Below are 17,040 nucleotides of genomic sequence, written 5' to 3' on the forward strand. Positions count from 1 at the left end.
TGTGGCCACCTCCCCGATTCCGGACCCCCCGACGGCAGCTCCGCGCCGGCGTCCCGCCGCGCGGGAGCTGTGGCGTGGCGTGCACGGCCGGGCCGCGCGCCTGTTCGCCGGGTTGCACCAGGCCTGGCGGCGGTCGCTCCAGCTGCGGGTGGTGACCATCACACTGGTCGCGTCCAGCCTGCTGGTGGGCGGCTTCGCCTACCTGATCGCCGACAAGATCACCGGCATCCTGGTGGAGAACGTCGAGACCGACGTGCGGGTGCGGCTGGGCAGCGGCGCGGACTACGCGGCGAAGCAGTTCGGCCTCTACAACCAGCCGCAGGACACGCAGTTCCAGGAGACCATCGAGGGCACGGTCAACTACCTGGCCGGCGGTGACCCGCAGCAGACCACCGGCGTGATCGTGGCGCTCGCCGCCGACAACCACACCGACGCGATCCAGCCCCGGTCCTCGCCCGCGGTCAACGTCCGCCCGCTGATCAGCCGGGAGCTGCGCGAGACGGTCGCCGGTGGCAAGGTCGCCAGCCAGATCCGCACCGGGCGCCTCGGCGAGGAGCGCACGAAATACCTGGTCTACGGCTCGCCGGTGCCCACCCGGTTCGGCCAGGTGGAGCTCTACTACCTCGTGCCGCTGGCCCGGCAGGACGCCACGGCCGCCGACGTCCGGGACACCGTGGCCGCCACCGGAGCGGCCCTGGTGCTCCTGCTCGCCCTGCTCGCCGGCCTGGTCACCCGGCTGGTGGTGACCCCGGTGCGGGTGGCCGCCCGCACGGCCCAGCGGCTCTCCGCCGGCCTGCTCGACCAGCGGATGGTGGTCGACGGCGAGGACGACCTCGCCCTGCTCGCGGCGTCGTTCAACCAGATGGCGACCAACCTGCAACGGCAGATCCTGCGGCTGGAGGAGATGTCCCGGCTGCAACGCCGCTTCACCTCCGACGTCTCACACGAGCTGCGCACCCCGCTGACCACAGTCCGGATGGCCGCCGACCTGATCTTCGCGGAGCGGGACGAGTTCGACCCGGCGGTGGCCCGCAGCGCCGAGCTGCTCCAGGCCGAGCTGGACCGGTTCGAGGAGCTGCTGACCGACCTGCTGGAGATCAGCCGCTTCGACGCCGGCTTCGCCATGCTGGACTCCGAGCCGACCGACCTGGTGCCGGTCGTGCACCGGGTGGCCGACCGGCTGGCCGGCCTCGCCGAGCGCGTCGGGGTGGCCATCGAGCTGGACGTCCCCGGCACCCCGGTGATCGCCGAGGTCGACCCCCGGCGGGTGGAGCGGGTGCTGCGCAACCTGGTCGGCAACGCCGTCGAGCACGGCGAGGGCAAGCCGGTGCTGATCACGCTCGGGGTGGACGACACGGCGGTGGCGATCACCGTCCGCGACCACGGGGTGGGGCTCAAGCCGGGCGAGGAGAAGCTGGTGTTCAACCGCTTCTGGCGGGCCGACCCGTCCCGCGCCCGGCAGACCGGCGGCACCGGGCTCGGCCTGTCGATCAGCCTGGAGGACGCCCGGCTGCACGGCGGTTGGCTGGAGGCATGGGGGGCGCCCGGGCAGGGCGCCCAGTTCCGGCTCACCCTGCCGTCGCGGGCCGGCGACCGGTTGACCACCTCGCCGCTGCGGCTGGTGCCGGCCGACGCCGCGCTGCCCTTCGGCGGCCCCCGGGCGGGCGGGCTGCTGGCCATCGGCCCCGGCACCGACGGCGCGCTCGCGATCGGCCCGGGCGCCGACGGCGCGCTGAGCGTCGGTCCCGGGCGGCCGGGCAACGGCGGGCACGCGGAGGTGGGGTCGTGAGGCGCCGGCTGCTCGCCGGCCTGCTCGGCGGGGCGCTGCTGCTGGGCGGCGCGGCCGGCTGCGGCATCCCGGAGAACACCGAGGTCCGGGTGAAGGGGCCGGGGCCGGCGGCGGAGGCCGGCTCGACCAGCGGCAGCCGGGGCGAGCCCCCGAGCCGGAGCGCGGGCGGCACCGACGCGGAGCAGTTCGTCGAGAACTTCCTCGCCGCCGCGGCCGGCGAGCCGGACCGGGCCTACCAGCGCGTCCGGCAGTTCATCACGCCGGCCGACCGCGACCGCCTCCAGGTGAAGCAGGGCAGCGAGGTCGCGCTGGCCGTCGTCCGGCTCACCGAGGAGCCAGTGATCGTGTACGCCCCGGACCGGACCGAGGTCACCCTCAAGGTGCAGCAGGTCGGGCAGCTGCGCACCGACGGCACGCTGGCCCCGCCGGAGACGAGCACCACGACGTACACCTTCGAGCTGCGCAGCCAGCCCGGGCAGGAGGGCCTGACGGACGGGGGGTTGTACGTGGCGAACCCGCCGACCGCGCTGCTGCTCAGCGTCGAGGCGCTGGAGACGTACTACCAGAGCCGGACGATCTACTTCTGGAACAACGACCGCAGCCGGCTCGTCCCCGACCAGCGCTACCTGCCCCTCGCCGTGCCGGACGAGCGGCGGGTGAGCGAGGTGGTCAAGTGGCTGACCGCCGGCCCCTCGGCCTGGCTCGGCACGGCCGTGAGCAGGCTGCCGGACGGCACCCGCCTGATCAACAACGCCACCCGGACGGACGGCCGCTGGGAGGTCGACCTGGAGATGCCGGAGGACAAGGTCCGGCTGGAGCAGCTCGGCACGCAGCTCGCCTGGTCGCTGCCGGACCTCGACGGGCCGCTCGACATCAAGATCCGCAACCAGTCCCAGGAGTTCATCCCGGACCTGGAGCGGCGCCGCCGCGAGCGTCCGGTGCACCACTTCACGGAGAGCTTCCAGCGGTTCTGCGTCTACGAGGGCGCCATCCACCCGCTGGCCTACGCCGGTGAGCCGAGCGGCCCGGTGCCCGTGGACGCCGAGGCGAACCGGAACGTCGTCTCCGCCGGGCTCAGCCGCGCCGACAACCGGATCCTCGCGGCGCTGGTGGTCACCGACGCCGGCCGTCAGCGGCTCTCGGTCGGCATCGGCACGGACCAGGTGACCGCGTTCACCCGCAGCGCCAAGGGCTACGCCGCCATGAGCCGGCCCGTCTGGCTGCGCTCGACGTACCGGGGGCAGTCGGCCGGGCTGGTGGTCGCCGACGGCAGCCTGTACCGCTTCGACGCCCAGGCGCAGTTCACCGCCGTGTCGCTGGGCGTACCCGGCCCGGTGACCGCGGTGGCGGCCTCGTCGGACGGCCACCGGATCGCCGTCATCGCCGGGGGCACGCTCTACGTCGCCGCCCTCAACCCCGACGGCGCGGGGGGCACCCCCGGCCCGGCCCGGCGGCTGCACACCCGACTGACCAACCTGTCGGCCGTCGACTGGTTCGGCGAGAACACCCTGGTCCTCGCGGGCGCGGTCGGCCGCCCGGCGGTCTACGAGGTCAGCGTGGACGGCGCGCGGGAGAGCCGGCTGGAGGACAAGATCGGCGCCCGGGTGACGCACCTGGCCGCGTACCCGGCCAACGCGGTGGGCCGCCTCGGCGCCGCGATGTACGAGGCGAACGGGGTGGCCTACCGCAGCGGCCCGTTCGAGCGGATCCAGCCCGAGCAGGTGCAGGAGGTCGCGCCGCCCTCGGCCGGGGCGCGGGCCGGCAACCCGACCGCCCCCTTCTTCCTCTACTGATCTCCGTGCGGGATCTCGGCGGGCTCTGGGCGGACCTCACCGACCTGGTGCTGCCCGTGGAGTGCGCCGGCTGCCGGGAACGCCGGCCGGGGCTGCGGCACGGCGTCTGCCCGGAGTGCGTGACGGCGCTGGGCGCGCTGCGTCCCCGGGCCGTACGCCCCACTCCCGCCCCGCCCGACCTGCCGCCCTGCGTCGCCCTCGGCCCGTACGCCGGCCCGCTGCGGGAGGCGCTGCTGGCGTACAAGGACCACGGCCGGCACGGGCTGGCCCGGCCGCTGGGGGCGCTGCTCGCCGAGGTCGTGGCGGCGGCGGTGGGTGAGGTCCGCCCGGTGACGCTGGTGCCGGTGCCGGACACCGCGGCGGCGGCCCGCGCCCGGTACGGCGACCACCTCGGCCGGCTGACCCGGCACTGTGCGGACCGGCTGCGCCGGGCGGGCTGGCCGGTGCGGGTGCGGCGACCCCTGCGCGCCCTGCCCCGCCCCGACTCGGTGACGCTGGACAGCGCCGGCCGGGCGGCGGCGGCCGAGGCCGCCTTCCGGGTCCGCCCGCGGGTCCCGTCCGGGCCCGACGCGGCGGCGGTGGTGGTGCTCGACGACATCCTGACCACCGGGGCCACCCTCGCCGCGGTGGGGCGGGCGCTGACCGCGAGCGGGCTGTCACCCACGGTCGCCGCGGTGCTCGCCGCGACCGAGAAACGGCGCACGTCGTGACGGTGCGTGTTTCCGTTTCACCCGTTGGTGTATGAGCTGTGAAAAATTATTGGCTGTCCCGGCGACCGGGGGTGACTGTCGGGCGAACAGGAGTTAGCGTTTTCCTGTCGGGGGTAGGAGGTCTTTCCACCCGCCCCCGGTGGTGAAAGGAGGCGTAGCCGCACTGACCGGTCGACGCCGCGTGGGACCTCCCCCGGGGGCGTGCGACCGGATGCCGGAACGAACGACCGTCCGAACTAGGGAGGTCACATGGACATCGTGGTCAAGGGCCGTAACGTCGAAGTGCCGGATCATTACCGGGTGCACGTGGCGGAGAAACTCGCAAAGATCGAACGCTACGACCACAAACTTATTCGTGTCGATGTAGAGCTGTTTCACGAGCGCAATCCACGCCAGGCGGACCACTGCCAGCGCGTCGAAATCACCTGCGTTTCCCGTGGCCCGGTGATCCGGGCGGAGGCCTGCACGAACGACTTCTACAGCGCGCTCGACGCGGCCATCGCCAAGCTGGACACCCGGTTGCGCCGGGCGGCCGACCGCCGCCGCGTCCACCGTGGCCGGCACGCGCCGCTCTCCGTCGCCGCCGCCACCGCCGGCCTACCCGTGGCCGGCCTCGACGCGCCGCTGGGCGCGTCCCCCGACGGCGCCGGCACGGCCACCGCCGTCGCCGAACGGGTCGAGGAGGAGGAGCGCGACCAGCCCTGGCACATCGCGCGGGAGAAGGTGCACCCCGCCGAGCCGATGACCGTCGACGACGCCCTGTTCCAGATGGAACTCGTCGGCCACGACTTCTACCTGTTCCAGGACAAGGAGTCCGGCCGCCCGAGCGTCGTCTACCGGCGGCACGCCTACGACTACGGAATCATCTCCCTCGCCGTCTGACCGTCGGGCGCCGTGGTGGCGGCCCCTCGCCGCCACCACGGCCGCCCGGGGCGCCCGGGCCGGGCTCCGGGCGGGCGCCCCGAGGTCGACGCCGCCCGTGCGCCCGGGCGGAGGGCTCAGCGCAGTTCGTCGGGGAGCAGCCCGAAGACCAGGTCGTCGAGCCGGGCGCCGGCGAGTCCCGGGAGCCGCCCGCGCAGCAGGCCCTCCCGGCGGAACCCCACCCGCTCCAGCACCCCGTGCGAGGCGGTGTTCTCGGGCACGGTGCCGGCGACCAGCCGGGCGAGCCCGGCCGGGCCGAACGCCCAGCCGGCCAGGAGCCGCACCGCCCTGGTGGCCAGCCCGCGTCCCCGCTGCTCGGGCAGGAGCGCGTAACCGACCGACCCCTCGCCGGCCTCCGGGTCGGAGAGGCTGAGCCCGCAGCTGCCCGCCGGCTCGCCGGTGGCCGCGTCGAGGATCAGCAGGCGGGCGCTGGTGCCGGTGAGCCACGCGCTCTCGGCGAGCAGGCAGCGCCGCTCGATGGCCGCCCGGGTCGGCGGCACCGGCGGGGCCTGGTTCGCGACCACCTCCGGCCGGGTGTGCAGGCGGTACATCAGGTCGACGTCGTCCGGACCGAGCCGGCGCAGGGTCACCACGCCGTCGGTGAGCCGGCCGTCGGGCAGGTCGGGCAGGATCCGGGGCGCGGGACCGGGCGGGTCGTCGGCGAGCCGTACCCACGCGAGCAGGTCGGTGCGGCCGCCGCCGCGCAGCTGGCCGGCCGCCCGGCGTACCCCCTCGTGGCGGAAGCCGGCGGCGAGCGCCACCCGCTGGCTGGCCGGGTTCTCGGCGTGGGTCATCAGTTCCAGCCGGTCGATGCCGTGCCGCAGCGCGGAGTCGGCCAGGGCCCGCGTCGCGGCGGTGGCGATCCCGCGCCGCCGCGCCCACGGCGCGACCCAGTAGCCCACCTCCGCCTGCCGGCGCGGCGCCACGACCTGGCCGAGGCCCGCGCCGCCGACGAGCCGGTCGGTGGCCGGGTCGGCGATGGCGTACGCGGCCCCGCCGGCGGCCCAGGCCGCGGGGGCGCCCTCGGTGATCCACCAGCGGGCGTCGGCCTCGGTGTACGGCCGTGGCATGCCGGGGTTGAACCGCAGGTTGACCGGGTCGCCGCAGCCGGCGGCGAGGTCGGCGACGTCGCCGGGGCGGAACTGCCGCAGCCGCACCGCGTCGGCCTCGATCACCTCGGGCGTCACGTCAGGTCCCCGGCGAGCAGCGCGCCGACCCAGGCGTCCACCCGTTCGCCGCGGTGGGTGAGCCCGCCCCGGGTGGTGCCCTCGACCGTGAAGCCCGCCTTCTCGGCGACCCGTCGGGAGGCGGTGTTGCCGACGTTGGCCCGCCACTCGATCCGGGCCAGGCCCAGCGTGGTGAAGCCCCAGGCGCTGAGCGCGGTCAGCGCGGCCGGCAGGTGGCCCCGGCCCCGGGCCCGGGGGTCGGCCATGAAGCCGACGTCGGCCAGCAGCGGGTCGGTGGGGGAGAGCCGCAGGTCGATCGTGCCGACGTACCGGTCGTCGGCGTCGGCGACCACGAAGCAGGCGCTGGTGCCGCCGGCCCAGGTGCTCCGGGTGTAGCCCAGGTACGACTCGGCGTCCGCCCGCTCGTACGGGTCGGGCACGCTGGTCCACCGGATGGTCTCCGGGTCCCGGCAGGTGTCGACGATCGCGTCCAGGTCGCGCTCCTCCATCGGGCGCAGCCGCACCTCGGTGGTGCCGCCGGTGGCGAAGAGGACGGGCGGGGGCCCGCCGAAGACGGCGGCGCGACGGGCCTCCAGGGTGCCCGGCCCGGCCGGACCGGTCTCCCCGGGGGCGGGCACCTCGCCGGGGAGCAGCGAGCCGATCCAGCCCTCGGCGCCGCCGTCCGGGGCGGGGTCGGCGAGGCGCAGCCGACCCTCGACGCGGAAACCCGCCCGGAGCGCGACGAGCCGGGAGGCGTGGTTGCCCACCTCGGCCTGCCAGATCAGCCGGCGCAGCTTCAGCGAGTCGAAGGCCCAGCGGGCGACGGCCCGGGCGGCCCGGACGCTCACGCCCGCGCCCCGGGCCCAGGGCGCGGTCCAGTAGCCGACCTCGCCCGAGCGCAGGCCGGCGTCGATCGAGACCAGCCCGCAGGAGCCGAGCAGCTCGCCGCTGGCGGCGTCGCAGACCGCGAACGGCGCCCCGTCGCCCGTCGCCCAGTCGGCCGGGGCCACCTCGCTCACGAACCTGTGCGCGTGTTCGGGCAGGTACGGGCGAGGTACGGTGGTCCAGCGCTGGATGTCCGGGTCCTGGCACGCCCGGTGCACCGCCTCGGCGTCGGTCGGCCGCCAGGGTCGAAGCAACAGGCCGTCCTCGGTGATCTCCACAGGTTCCACCCGAGCCATCGTGCCGGCCGTTCGCGGACGGCGTAACCGGATTTCGGCGGGGCGGCGCGAGTCCAGCGTGTTATGTCGGTTTCGCCGGCTCGGAGGGCCGCCACCAGTGACCATCGCGCCGACGAAGCGCCTACGATGGGTCGAGACTGTCTAGGGGAGCGTTGATCCGTGTCGATTCTGGAAAGGGTCCTCCGCGCGGGCGAGGGCCGTATGGTGCGCCGGCTGAAGGCCATCGCCGCCGCCGTCAACTCGATCGAGGACGACTACGTCAACCTCACCGACGACGAGCTGCGCGGCATGACCGACCAGTTCAAGGAGCGGCTCGCCGACGGCGAGACCCTCGACGACCTGCTGCCGGAGGCGTTCGCGGTGTGCCGCGAGGCGGCCGCCCGGGTGCTGGGTCAGCGACCCTACGACGTCCAGGTGATGGGCGGCGCGGCGCTGCACTTCGGCAACATCGCCGAGATGAAGACCGGCGAGGGCAAGACCCTGACCTCGGTCATGCCGGTCTACCTCAACGCGCTCTCCGGCAAGGGCGTGCACGTCATCACGGTCAACGACTACCTGGCCCAGCGTGACGCCGCCTGGATGGGCCGGGTGCACGAGTTCCTCGGCCTCACCGTCGGCGTGGTGCTGCCCAACCGGCCGGCCACCGAGCACCGGGCCGCCTACGAGTGCGACATCACCTACGGCACCAACAACGAGTTCGGCTTCGACTACCTGCGCGACAACATGGCGTGGTCGAAGGAGGAGCTGGTCCAGCGCGGCCACAACTTCGCGGTGGTCGACGAGGTCGACTCGATCCTGATCGACGAGGCCCGCACGCCGCTGATCATCTCCGGCCCGGCCGAGCACTCCGCCCGCTGGTACTCGGAGTTCGCGGGCGTCGTGGCCCGGCTCCAGCCCGGCAAGGACGGCGAGGGCGACTACGAGGTCGACCACTCCAAGCGCACCATCGCGGTCACCGAGCGCGGCGTGGCCAAGGTCGAGGACCGGCTGGGCATCGACAACCTCTACGAGTCGGTCAACACCCCGCTGGTGGGCTACCTCAACAACGCCATCAAGGCCAAGGAGCTCTACAAGCGCGACAAGGACTACATCGTCAGCGACGGCGAGGTCCTGATCGTCGACGAGTTCACCGGGCGCATCCTGCACGGCCGCCGCTACAACGAGGGCATGCACCAGGCCATCGAGGCCAAGGAGGGGGTGGAGATCAAGCAGGAGAACCAGACCCTGGCCACCATCACCCTCCAGAACTACTTCCGCCTCTACGAGAAGCTCTCCGGCATGACCGGCACGGCCCAGACCGAGGCGGGCGAGTTCAACAAGGTCTACAAGGTCGGCGTCGTGACGATCCCGACCCACCGGCCGATGGTCCGGCAGGACCGGCCGGACGTGATCTACAAGACCGAGAAGGCCAAGTTCAACGCCGTGGTGGAGGACATCGCCGAGCGGCACGCGATGGGTCAGCCGGTGCTCGTCGGCACCGTCTCGGTGGAGAATTCCGAGATCATCTCCCAGCTGCTGCGCCGGCGCGGCATTCCGCACTCCGTGCTGAACGCCAAGTTCCACGCCCGCGAGGCCGAGATCGTCGCCCAGGCGGGCCGCAAGGGCGCCGTCACCGTCGCCACCAACATGGCCGGCCGTGGCACCGACATCCTGCTCGGCGGCAACCCCGAGTTCCTCGCCGCCAACGAGCTGCGCCAGCGCGGCCTCGACCCGGTCGAGCAGGAGGAGGAGTACGCCAAGGCGATGGAGGAGGTCCTGCCCCAGTGGAAGCAGGCCTGCGACACCGAGGCGGAGGAGGTCGCCGCCGCCGGTGGCCTCTACGTGCTGGGCACCGAGCGGCACGAGTCGCGCCGCATCGACAACCAGCTGCGCGGCCGGTCGGGCCGCCAGGGTGACCCCGGCGAGTCCCGCTTCTACCTCTCCCTCCAGGACGAGCTGATGAAGCGCTTCCGCTCCGGCGCCGTCGAGGCGGTCATGGAGCGCTTCAACATCCCGGAGGACGTGCCCATCGAGTCGAAGATGGTCACCAAGCAGATCAAGAGCGCGCAGGCCCAGATCGAGGGCCAGAACGCCGAGATCCGCAAGAACGTCCTCAAGTACGACGAGGTCATGAACAAGCAGCGCCAGGTGATCTACGCCGAGCGGCTGCGGGTGCTCAACGGCGAGGACCTCTCCGACCAGGTCCGCAACATGATCGACGACGTCGTCGAGGCGTACGTGCGGGGGGCCACCTCCGACGGCTACGGCGAGGACTGGGACCTGGAGCAGCTCTGGGCCAGCCTCAAGCAGCTCTACCCGGTCGGCGTGACGATCGAGGAGCTGGAGGAGGAGGCCGGCGGCTCGCGTGCCGGCATCGACGCGGACTTCCTGCTCTCCCGCCTCAAGGAGGACGCGCACGCCGCGTACGACCGCCGCGAGGAGCAGCTCGGCGAGGAGGGCACCCGCCAGCTGGAGCGGATGGTCCTGCTCCAGGTCATCGACCGCAAGTGGCGCGAGCACCTCTACGAGATGGACTACCTCCAGGAGGGCATCAGCCTGCGGGCGTACGCCCAGCGCGACCCGGTGGTGGAATACCAGCGCGAGGGCTTCGACATGTTCGCCACCATGATGGACGGCATCAAGGAGGAGACGGTCGGTTTCCTCTACAACCTCGAGGTCCAGGTCAACGAGCCGGAGCCCGAGGCCGAGGAGGTCCAGCTGCTCGACAAGCCGGTCGAGATCCGGGCCAAGGGCCTGGGCCGGACGCCGCAGCAGCAGGGCCTGCAGTACTCCGCGCCGACCATCGACGGCGAGGCCGGCGCCGGCGCGGTGGCCGTCGAGCGCGCCGAGGAGCACGCGCCGGCGCTGGGCGTCGGCCGCCCGGCCCCGGCCGCCCCGGCCGCGCCGGGGACGACCGCTCCGGCGGCGCCGCAGCGACCGGCGACGGGCCTGCGTGGCCCGGGCGTCCCGGCCGGCAACACCCGGCGGGCGGCGCCGGGGCAGGCGGAGGCCGGCAACGGCCCGTCCCGCAACGCGCCGTGCCCGTGCGGGTCCGGCCGGAAGTACAAGCGGTGCCACGGCTCCCCCAACGGCGGTGCGTGACCAGTAGTTGAGCGGGCCCCGCGCCCGCCCGGAGCAGTCGAGCCGCGGTCGTTCGTCGACCGCGGCTCGCTTGCGTCTCAGCGGCTCGCTTGCGTCTCAGAGGACCTGGAGGGCGGTGCAGAGCCAGCTGCCCCGGCGGTGCTCCAGGCGCAGCGCCATCGCCCAGGTGCGCCCGCCCGCGCCGGCCAGCACCGCGGCCACCTCGACGGCGGCGGCGCGCGGCTCGCAGACCCGCAGCCGCCGCAGCCGTACGGCCGGCCGAGTCGACCGGCGGCGGACCGGACCGGAGCGGGCGGCGGCGCGGGCCAGCTCGGGCAGCAGCGTGGCCGCCCGCGCCGGGTCGAGCAGCGGCCTGAGCTGCCCGGGCGGGCGGTAGCCGTTGAGCACCTCCAGGCAGGTGCAGACGAAGCGGTGCGCCGCCCGGGTCGCCTCGGGGGTGGCGGTCACCAGCGCGTCCAGGGGCAGCGCGGCGGCGGGGCGCCGAGCGGGGCCGGTCGGTGCCGGCCGCTGCCGTCGGCCCGGTGGCCGGTCGGCCTCGCGCCGGGCCGGCTCGAACAGGTCGAGCACGAGCTGGGCGTGGCCGGGGGCCGGCCAGTGGGCGGCGTCGTCGTCGGTGAACGGGGGCTCGAACGAGGGGGCGGGGCGCAGCCGGACGGGAGGCCGCGCCGGCCCGGGGCGGCGGGGGTCGGTCATCGGTGAACCTCCCGTTGTTCCTGCGTTTGCTTTCGTTTGCCTTCGATGAGCTCCATTCTCGGGCACGGCGCAGCGCACGGTCAATGCCTGTGCGGATCGGTCCGGTTACTCGGCGTCGCGCTCCGTCAGCGGGTTGCTCCGCACCCACTCGGCCGTCTCGGCGTACTTGCGCTCGATGTACTCCTCCAGCCGGGCGCGTTCCACCCGCCACTGGCCCCGCCCACCGATCTTGATCGCGGGCAGTTCGCCGCTGCGCACCATGTGGTAGACCTGCGAGTCCGACACGTTCAGCTCGGTGGCCACGTCGGAGAGCAGCAGGAACCTCGGCTCCACGAAAACCCCCGGGGTTGGCGTCGTTTGGTTCAGTTTGCCACCGACCACCGACGCGGCCCAGCCGCCGGGGCGCGACCTGCGGCGACACGCCCCCGGGACACACCGGCGGGACGCTTCCGCCCGTAAGGTGCGCGGTGTATGACGGTCACGGCATAGGGCATGATCGGCCGGGACCGGCGGAGGCCGGCGCAGGACCTGAGCGGGGGAGACGACCGGTGACCGAGGAACTTGTCCGGGTGTACGTGCCGGCGACCGTCCCGATGCTGACCCTCCTGCGCGGCCCCGGGCTGCCGGTGGCCGCCGCGCACGCCGTGACCCCCACCCTGCGGGAGTGGTACGCCGAGGGCGACGAGGAGGAGCTGGAGTACGTCGCCTTCACCCGGGCCGCCCAGGACGCGTTGCAGCTGCTCCGGGCCGACCCCGCCGCGCCCCGCCGCCGGGTCGTCGTCTCGGTGGACCTGCCCGCCTGGGCCGTGCGCCGGGGCGACGCGGAGCTGGGCTCCAGCGCGGTCGAGCTGAGCGACCCCGTGCCGGTCGGCGCCGTCGCGGCCGTCCACGTGGACGGCGCCGACGCCGTCGAGGACGTCTCCGCCGCGGTGGAGGTGGTCACCGAGGCCCTGGCCGGCGACCCGGACGCGCAGTTCACGGTCGACGGCGCCGAGGACCACGAGCTGGAGTGGTACGACGTCACCGAGCTGGACCTGCTGCTGCGCGCCACCTCCTGACCCCGCCCGCCGCCGTCGGCGGCGGGACGGCGCCGAGGTCAGCGGGTGGGCGCGGCCTCGGCCGGGTCGTCGTCGGCGTGGGCAGGCCCCAGGGTGCGGCCGAAGGCGATCATCGCCGTCAGGGCGCCGACGAAGAGCACCCAGATGCCGTTGTCCATCCGGGAGGTGCCCAGCGAGGTCTGGGCCACCGCGTCCGCCTCGCTCAGCGCCCCGGCCAGGTCGAGCAGGGACCGCCCGCCGACCCGGATGATCACCTCGGCGACGAGCAGGAGCAGGCCCGGGCCGGCCCCGGCCAGCAGGTAGGCGGGCCAGCGCAGCGCCGGCGCCGACGCGTCGCGCCGGGCGGCCCGACGGCGGGCCAGGGTCAGGTAGGCGAAGGCCAGCAGCCCGGCCACCAGGCCGGCGAGCAGCGACTCGGTGCGGGACACCCACTTCGCCGCGCTGAGCAGCGACTCCTGGGAGTCGCCGCCGCCGAACAGGTCGAAGAGCGGGTCGCGGGCCCGGCTGAAGGCCACCACGAAGACCAGCGTGCCGAGGGCGGCGGCCACCACGGCCCCGACCACGGGCCCGCTGCGGGCGCCGGCGACGGCCCCGCCGATGGTCGCCGCGGCGGCGGTGGTGCCGGCGATCACGTTGGTGGTCGCGTTGTCGGCGTACGTCAGGTTGATCGCGAACGCGGCCGCGAGCCCGACGAGCAGGCCGGCGCCGATCGCCGCCACGAAGCGCAGGGTGACCCGGTCGCTGCCCCGGCGGGCGAGCAGGTCGACGCCGAGGAGCGCGAAGCCGGCGCCGGCGACCAGCGCGGCCGAGATCACCCCCGGCAGGGCGAACGCGGAGAGGCTGATGGCGGTGAGCCCGGCGGCCGCCGAGCTGATCACCTCGCGGGTCGACCAGAGCATCGCGGCCAGCCACCCCAGCGCCAGGAGCGCGAGCACCGGCGCCCCGGGCGCGAGCGCGGGAGCCGGCCCGTCGTGCGCGTCGGCGGCCGGCGCCGGCCGGTCCGACTCCGCGGCTGCGGAGCCGCCGGGCTGCTTGGTCATCGTCTTCCCTCCGACGGACGCCCGGCCCCGGTGGGCCGGCAGTTCACCGGCCACCCAGCGTACGCGTCCGCCACCCCCACCCCCCGTCGCCCGCCCCACGCCCCCACCGCCCCGACTGCCGACCGAGGGCATCGGGTCGCCAGCCCGCCGTTCCCGGAGGGCGGACCCCTCATCGACGGACCCGGTCGTGGGGCCGACGGGAGGGCGGAGGCGGCGGGCATGGGTGGGGCGGCGGCGGGGGTGGGTCGTGGAAGAATCGGGGGAGGTCCCGCAGCCGCGACCGGTCAACCCGGCGTGGCGTCGGCGCTGGCCGTCCGGCCGGTGCCCGCGGGTCCGGTTTCGCCACCGCTGTCGAGATCGCCAGGAGCCTTGATGGACGCCGTGTTCTCCGTACCCGAGCCGCGCAACGAGCCGGTGCGCAACTACGAGCCTGGCAGTGCCGACCGGGAACGGCTCCAGCGGCGGCTGACCGAGCTGGCCGCCGAGCGGATCGACCTGCCGATGACCATCGCCGGTGAGCAGCGGATGGCCGGCGGCGAGTCGATCGACGTGGTGCAGCCGCACAGGCACGCGCACGTGCTCGGCGTCACCGCGCACGCCACCCACGACGACGCCCGCGCCGCGGTGAAGGCCGCCAAGGACGCCGCCCCGATGTGGCGGGCCCTGCCGTTCGAGGAGCGGGCCGCGATCTTCCTGCGCGCCGCCGAGCTGCTCGCCGGCCCCTGGCGGGACACGCTGAACGCCGCCACCATGCTCGGCCAGTCGAAGACCGTGATCCAGGCCGAGATCGACGCGGCCTGCGAGTTCATCGACTTCCTCCGGTTCAACGTGCACTTCGCGCGGGAGCTGCTCCAGGCGCAGCCGATGTCGTCGCCGGGGGTGTGGAACCGCTTCGACCACCGCCCGCTGGAGGGCTTCGTCTACGCGGTCACCCCGTTCAACTTCACGGCCATCGCCGGCAACCTGCCCTCGGCGCCGGCCCTGCTGGGCAACACCGTGGTCTGGAAGCCGGGCCCGACCCAGCAGTTCGCCGCGCACTTCACCATGCGGCTCTTCGAGGCGGCCGGCCTGCCGCCCGGCGTGATCAACATGGTCACCGGGCGCGGCGAGGAGGTCTCCGACGTCGTGCTCGCCGACCCGGACCTGGCCGGCATCCACTTCACCGGCTCCACCAAGGTCTTCCAGCACCTGTGGCGGACCGTCGGCGAGAACATCTCCCGCTACCGCGGCTACCCCCGGCTGGTCGGCGAGACCGGCGGCAAGGACTTCGTCGTCGCGCACACCAGCGCCGACGTCGACGCCCTGCACACCGCCCTGATCCGCGGCGCCTTCGAATACCAGGGCCAGAAGTGCTCGGCGGCGTCCCGGGCGTACGTCCCGCGCTCGCTGTGGGAGGGCGGGCTGCGCGACCGGCTCGCCGCCACCGCGGAGTCGCTCACCTACGGCGACGTCACCGACTTCGGCAACTTCGGCGGCGCGGTGATCGACGCCAGGGCGTTCGACCGGCACACGGCCGCGCTGGAGCTGATCGCCGGCGACGACGCCTGCCGGGTCCTCGCCGGCGGCACCGCCGACGACTCGGTGGGGTACTTCGTCCGGCCGACGCTCTTCGAGTGCACCGACGCGGCGCACGAGACGTTCACCACCGAGTACTTCGGGCCGATCCTCGGCGTGCACGTCTTCGACGACGGCCGCTTCGACGACGTGGTGGGCCAGGCCGAGTCGATCGCGCCGTACGCCCTGACCGGGTCGATCTTCGCGACGGACCGCCGGGTGGTCGACGCGGTGGCCGAGAAGATGCGGTACGCCGCCGGCAACTTCTACATCAACGACAAGCCGACCGGCGCGGTGGTCGGGCAGCAGCCCTTCGGCGGCGCCCGGGCCAGCGGCACCAACGACAAGGCCGGCTCCTGGCACAACCTCGTCCGGTGGATGTCGCCCCGGACGATCAAGGAGACCTTCGTCGCGCCGACCGACCACACGTACCCCCACATGGGCTGAGGCGTGCGGAAGGGCCCTCTCCCGTCGATGGGAGAGGGCCCTTCGCGCGCCCGCGGCGGGAGAGGCGAGGGCGGCCGGGCGGCGGTACCGTGGCCGCTGTGACCCACCCCACCCCCGCGCAGGATCCCCACTTCGGCGAGCAGGGTGGCCTGCTCACCTACACCGACTACCTGCGGCTGGCCGACCTGCTGGCCGCCCAGGTGCCGGAGTCCGACCCGGCCTCCCACGACGAGCTGCTCTTCATCACCATCCACCAGGTCTACGAGCTGTGGTTCAAGCTGCTGCTCGCCGAGCTGACCGACGCCCGGGACCGGCTGCTGGCCGGCGAGACCTACCTGCCCCGGGTGCGGCTGGAGCGCTGCCACGTGGTGGAACGGGTCCTGATCGGTCAGGTCGACGTGATCGACACGATGACCCCGCAGGACTTCCTGGCCTTCCGCACCAAGCTCGCCCCGGCCTCGGGCTTCCAGTCCGCCCAGTTCCGCGAGATCGAGTTCCTCTCCGGCCTCAAGGACCCGGACTACCTGCGCCGCTTCCGGGGCCTGCCCGACGCCGAGCGGGAGCGGTTGGAGCGGCGGCTGGCCGAGCCGAGCCTCTGGGACGGCTTCCTGGCCGTGCTGGGCCGGGCCGGCTTCGACGTCGCCGACGAGGAGGCGCGCTTCGCGGCGTACGCCACGATCGCCGGGGACCGGGAGCGGTTCGGGCCGCTGTGGGACCTCGCGGAGGCGCTGGTCGCCCACGACCAGGCGTTCTCGCTGTGGCGGGCCCGGCACGTGCTGATGGCCGAGCGGCAGATCGGCACGAAGCCCGGCACCGGGGGCTCGGCCGGCGGGGCGTACCTGCGCTCCCGCGTGGAGACCCGGTTCTACCCGGAGCTGTGGGAGCTGCGCAGCCGGCTGTGACCACCCCGGCGACGGTGTCCCGCGCCTCCCCGGGGGACACCGTCCGCCCCTCCCCGGCGGACTGTCTCGCGCCGACAGTGCACATAGGAACCCGACCGGGTGGCGAAAATGCCAAATCCTGGACGCCGCGTCGGCAAAGTGGCAGCGTGAGGGGCATGGCGGATTCCGGAGTCAACCCCACGGCGGCGGCCCTGCTCGGGCTGCTCCACGAGGGCCCCATGACAGGTGGCCAGTTGATGGCCGCCGCCGAGCGCCGGCTGGCGCCGTACTGGTCGATGACGCGCAGTCAGGTCTACCGGGAGCTGCCGGTCCTGGCCGAGCGGGGCCTGGTCCGGATGGGCAAGCCCGGCCCGCGCTCCAGCCAGCCGTACGCGATCACCGCGGCGGGGAAACGGACATTTTCCCGCTGGCTGGCGGAGGAGCCGGGGCGGGACACCATCCGCAACCCGATCGCCCTGCGGATCGCCTTCGGCGAGCTGCACTCGGCCAGCCAGCTCAAGAACCTCCAGGCGGCGGCCAACGAATACCACACCGAGGCCCTGGCCAAGGTCCGCGAGCAGGTCAAGAACGCCAAGAAGGAGGGCGACGCGTACGACGCCAGCGCGCTGGAGTTCGCCGTCGCCTACCACAAGGCCGCCCTGACCTGGCTCAAGAGCGCCCCGGTCGGCTGATCATCGCCGCCCCACGGGTTCGCTGCTCGCCCGC

14 protein-coding genes are annotated in these 17,040 nt (G+C 74.2%); 9 read left to right on the top strand and 5 right to left on the bottom strand.

The window, feature by feature from the left end:
• Position 1: 1 nt before the first annotated feature.
• The 4 genes from mtrB to raiA all read left to right on the top strand — a co-directional run bounded on the left by mtrB (position 2) and on the right by raiA (position 5,174).
• A complete protein-coding gene (gene mtrB / locus AB0G08_RS10140; RefSeq protein WP_358085820.1) occupies positions 2-1,789 on the top strand; it encodes an MtrAB system histidine kinase MtrB in 1,788 nt (595 codons plus the stop codon).
• Positions 1,786-3,582, top strand: coding sequence for an LpqB family beta-propeller domain-containing protein (locus tag AB0G08_RS10145; protein ID WP_358085822.1), 1,797 nt, complete (start codon positions 1,786-1,788; stop codon positions 3,580-3,582). The genes mtrB and AB0G08_RS10145 overlap by 4 nt, the downstream gene beginning before the upstream one ends.
• 5 nt (positions 3,583-3,587) lie before the next feature.
• A complete protein-coding gene (locus tag AB0G08_RS10150) occupies positions 3,588-4,292 on the top strand; it encodes a ComF family protein (RefSeq protein ID WP_358085824.1) in 705 nt (234 codons plus the stop codon).
• Positions 4,293-4,541: 249 nt separating this feature from the next.
• On the top strand, positions 4,542-5,174 hold the full coding sequence (gene raiA / locus AB0G08_RS10155; RefSeq protein ID WP_121396464.1) for a ribosome-associated translation inhibitor RaiA: 633 nt from the start codon (positions 4,542-4,544) through the stop codon (positions 5,172-5,174).
• A gap of 116 nt (positions 5,175-5,290) precedes the next feature.
• Here raiA and AB0G08_RS10160 read toward each other — a convergent pair whose 3' ends face one another.
• Both AB0G08_RS10160 and AB0G08_RS10165 read right to left on the bottom strand, forming a co-directional pair.
• Positions 5,291-6,400, bottom strand: coding sequence for a GNAT family N-acetyltransferase (locus AB0G08_RS10160; protein WP_358085826.1), 1,110 nt, complete (start codon positions 6,398-6,400; stop codon positions 5,291-5,293).
• Positions 6,397-7,560, bottom strand: a complete 1,164-nt coding sequence (locus AB0G08_RS10165) for a GNAT family N-acetyltransferase (RefSeq protein ID WP_358085828.1) — start codon at positions 7,558-7,560, stop codon at positions 6,397-6,399. Before AB0G08_RS10165 ends, AB0G08_RS10160 begins: the two co-directional genes overlap by 4 nt.
• A 159-nt stretch (positions 7,561-7,719) precedes the next feature.
• Between AB0G08_RS10165 and secA the strand changes: the two genes are divergently transcribed.
• Complete coding sequence (secA, locus tag AB0G08_RS10170; RefSeq protein ID WP_358085830.1) at positions 7,720-10,641, top strand: preprotein translocase subunit SecA; 2,922 nt, start codon at positions 7,720-7,722, stop codon at positions 10,639-10,641.
• A gap of 96 nt (positions 10,642-10,737) precedes the next feature.
• Here the strand turns inward: secA and AB0G08_RS10175 are convergent, their stop codons facing one another.
• Together AB0G08_RS10175 and AB0G08_RS10180 are read right to left on the bottom strand one after the other, a co-directional pair.
• Positions 10,738-11,334, bottom strand: coding sequence for an Rv3235 family protein (locus AB0G08_RS10175; protein ID WP_358085832.1), 597 nt, complete (start codon positions 11,332-11,334; stop codon positions 10,738-10,740).
• Between the two features lie 105 nt (positions 11,335-11,439).
• Positions 11,440-11,667: a helix-turn-helix domain-containing protein gene (locus tag AB0G08_RS10180; RefSeq protein WP_357867743.1), complete on the bottom strand. Its 228-nt coding sequence runs from the start codon at positions 11,665-11,667 to the stop codon at positions 11,440-11,442.
• A gap of 215 nt (positions 11,668-11,882) precedes the next feature.
• On the opposite strand from AB0G08_RS10180, the gene AB0G08_RS10185 reads away from it, so the two are divergent.
• Entirely contained in the window at positions 11,883-12,392 is a 510-nt protein-coding gene (locus AB0G08_RS10185) for a hypothetical protein (protein ID WP_358085834.1), read from the top strand.
• Positions 12,393-12,430: 38 nt separating this feature from the next.
• Here the strand turns inward: AB0G08_RS10185 and AB0G08_RS10190 are convergent, their stop codons facing one another.
• Positions 12,431-13,432, bottom strand: a complete 1,002-nt coding sequence (locus AB0G08_RS10190) for a hypothetical protein (protein WP_358085836.1) — start codon at positions 13,430-13,432, stop codon at positions 12,431-12,433.
• A 372-nt stretch (positions 13,433-13,804) separates the two neighbouring features.
• Between AB0G08_RS10190 and pruA the strand changes: the two genes are divergently transcribed.
• From pruA to AB0G08_RS10205, 3 genes are all read left to right on the top strand, one after another.
• Positions 13,805-15,433 carry an L-glutamate gamma-semialdehyde dehydrogenase gene (pruA, locus tag AB0G08_RS10195; protein ID WP_358085838.1) on the top strand — a complete coding sequence of 543 codons (1,629 nt, stop codon included), beginning with the start codon at positions 13,805-13,807 and terminating at the stop codon, positions 15,431-15,433.
• A 98-nt stretch (positions 15,434-15,531) separates the two neighbouring features.
• Positions 15,532-16,335 (top strand): tryptophan 2,3-dioxygenase family protein, encoded by an 804-nt coding sequence (locus AB0G08_RS10200; protein ID WP_357867731.1) that lies wholly within the window; start codon positions 15,532-15,534, stop codon positions 16,333-16,335.
• 155 nt (positions 16,336-16,490) lie between these two features.
• Entirely contained in the window at positions 16,491-17,006 is a 516-nt protein-coding gene (locus tag AB0G08_RS10205; RefSeq protein WP_357867729.1) for a PadR family transcriptional regulator, read from the top strand.
• Positions 17,007-17,040: the final 34 nt, after the last annotated feature.

Origin of the sequence: Micromonospora sp. NPDC023644 (assembly GCF_040640115.1) — a bacterium.
In the GTDB taxonomy this organism is placed as follows: domain Bacteria; phylum Actinomycetota; class Actinomycetes; order Mycobacteriales; family Micromonosporaceae; genus Micromonospora.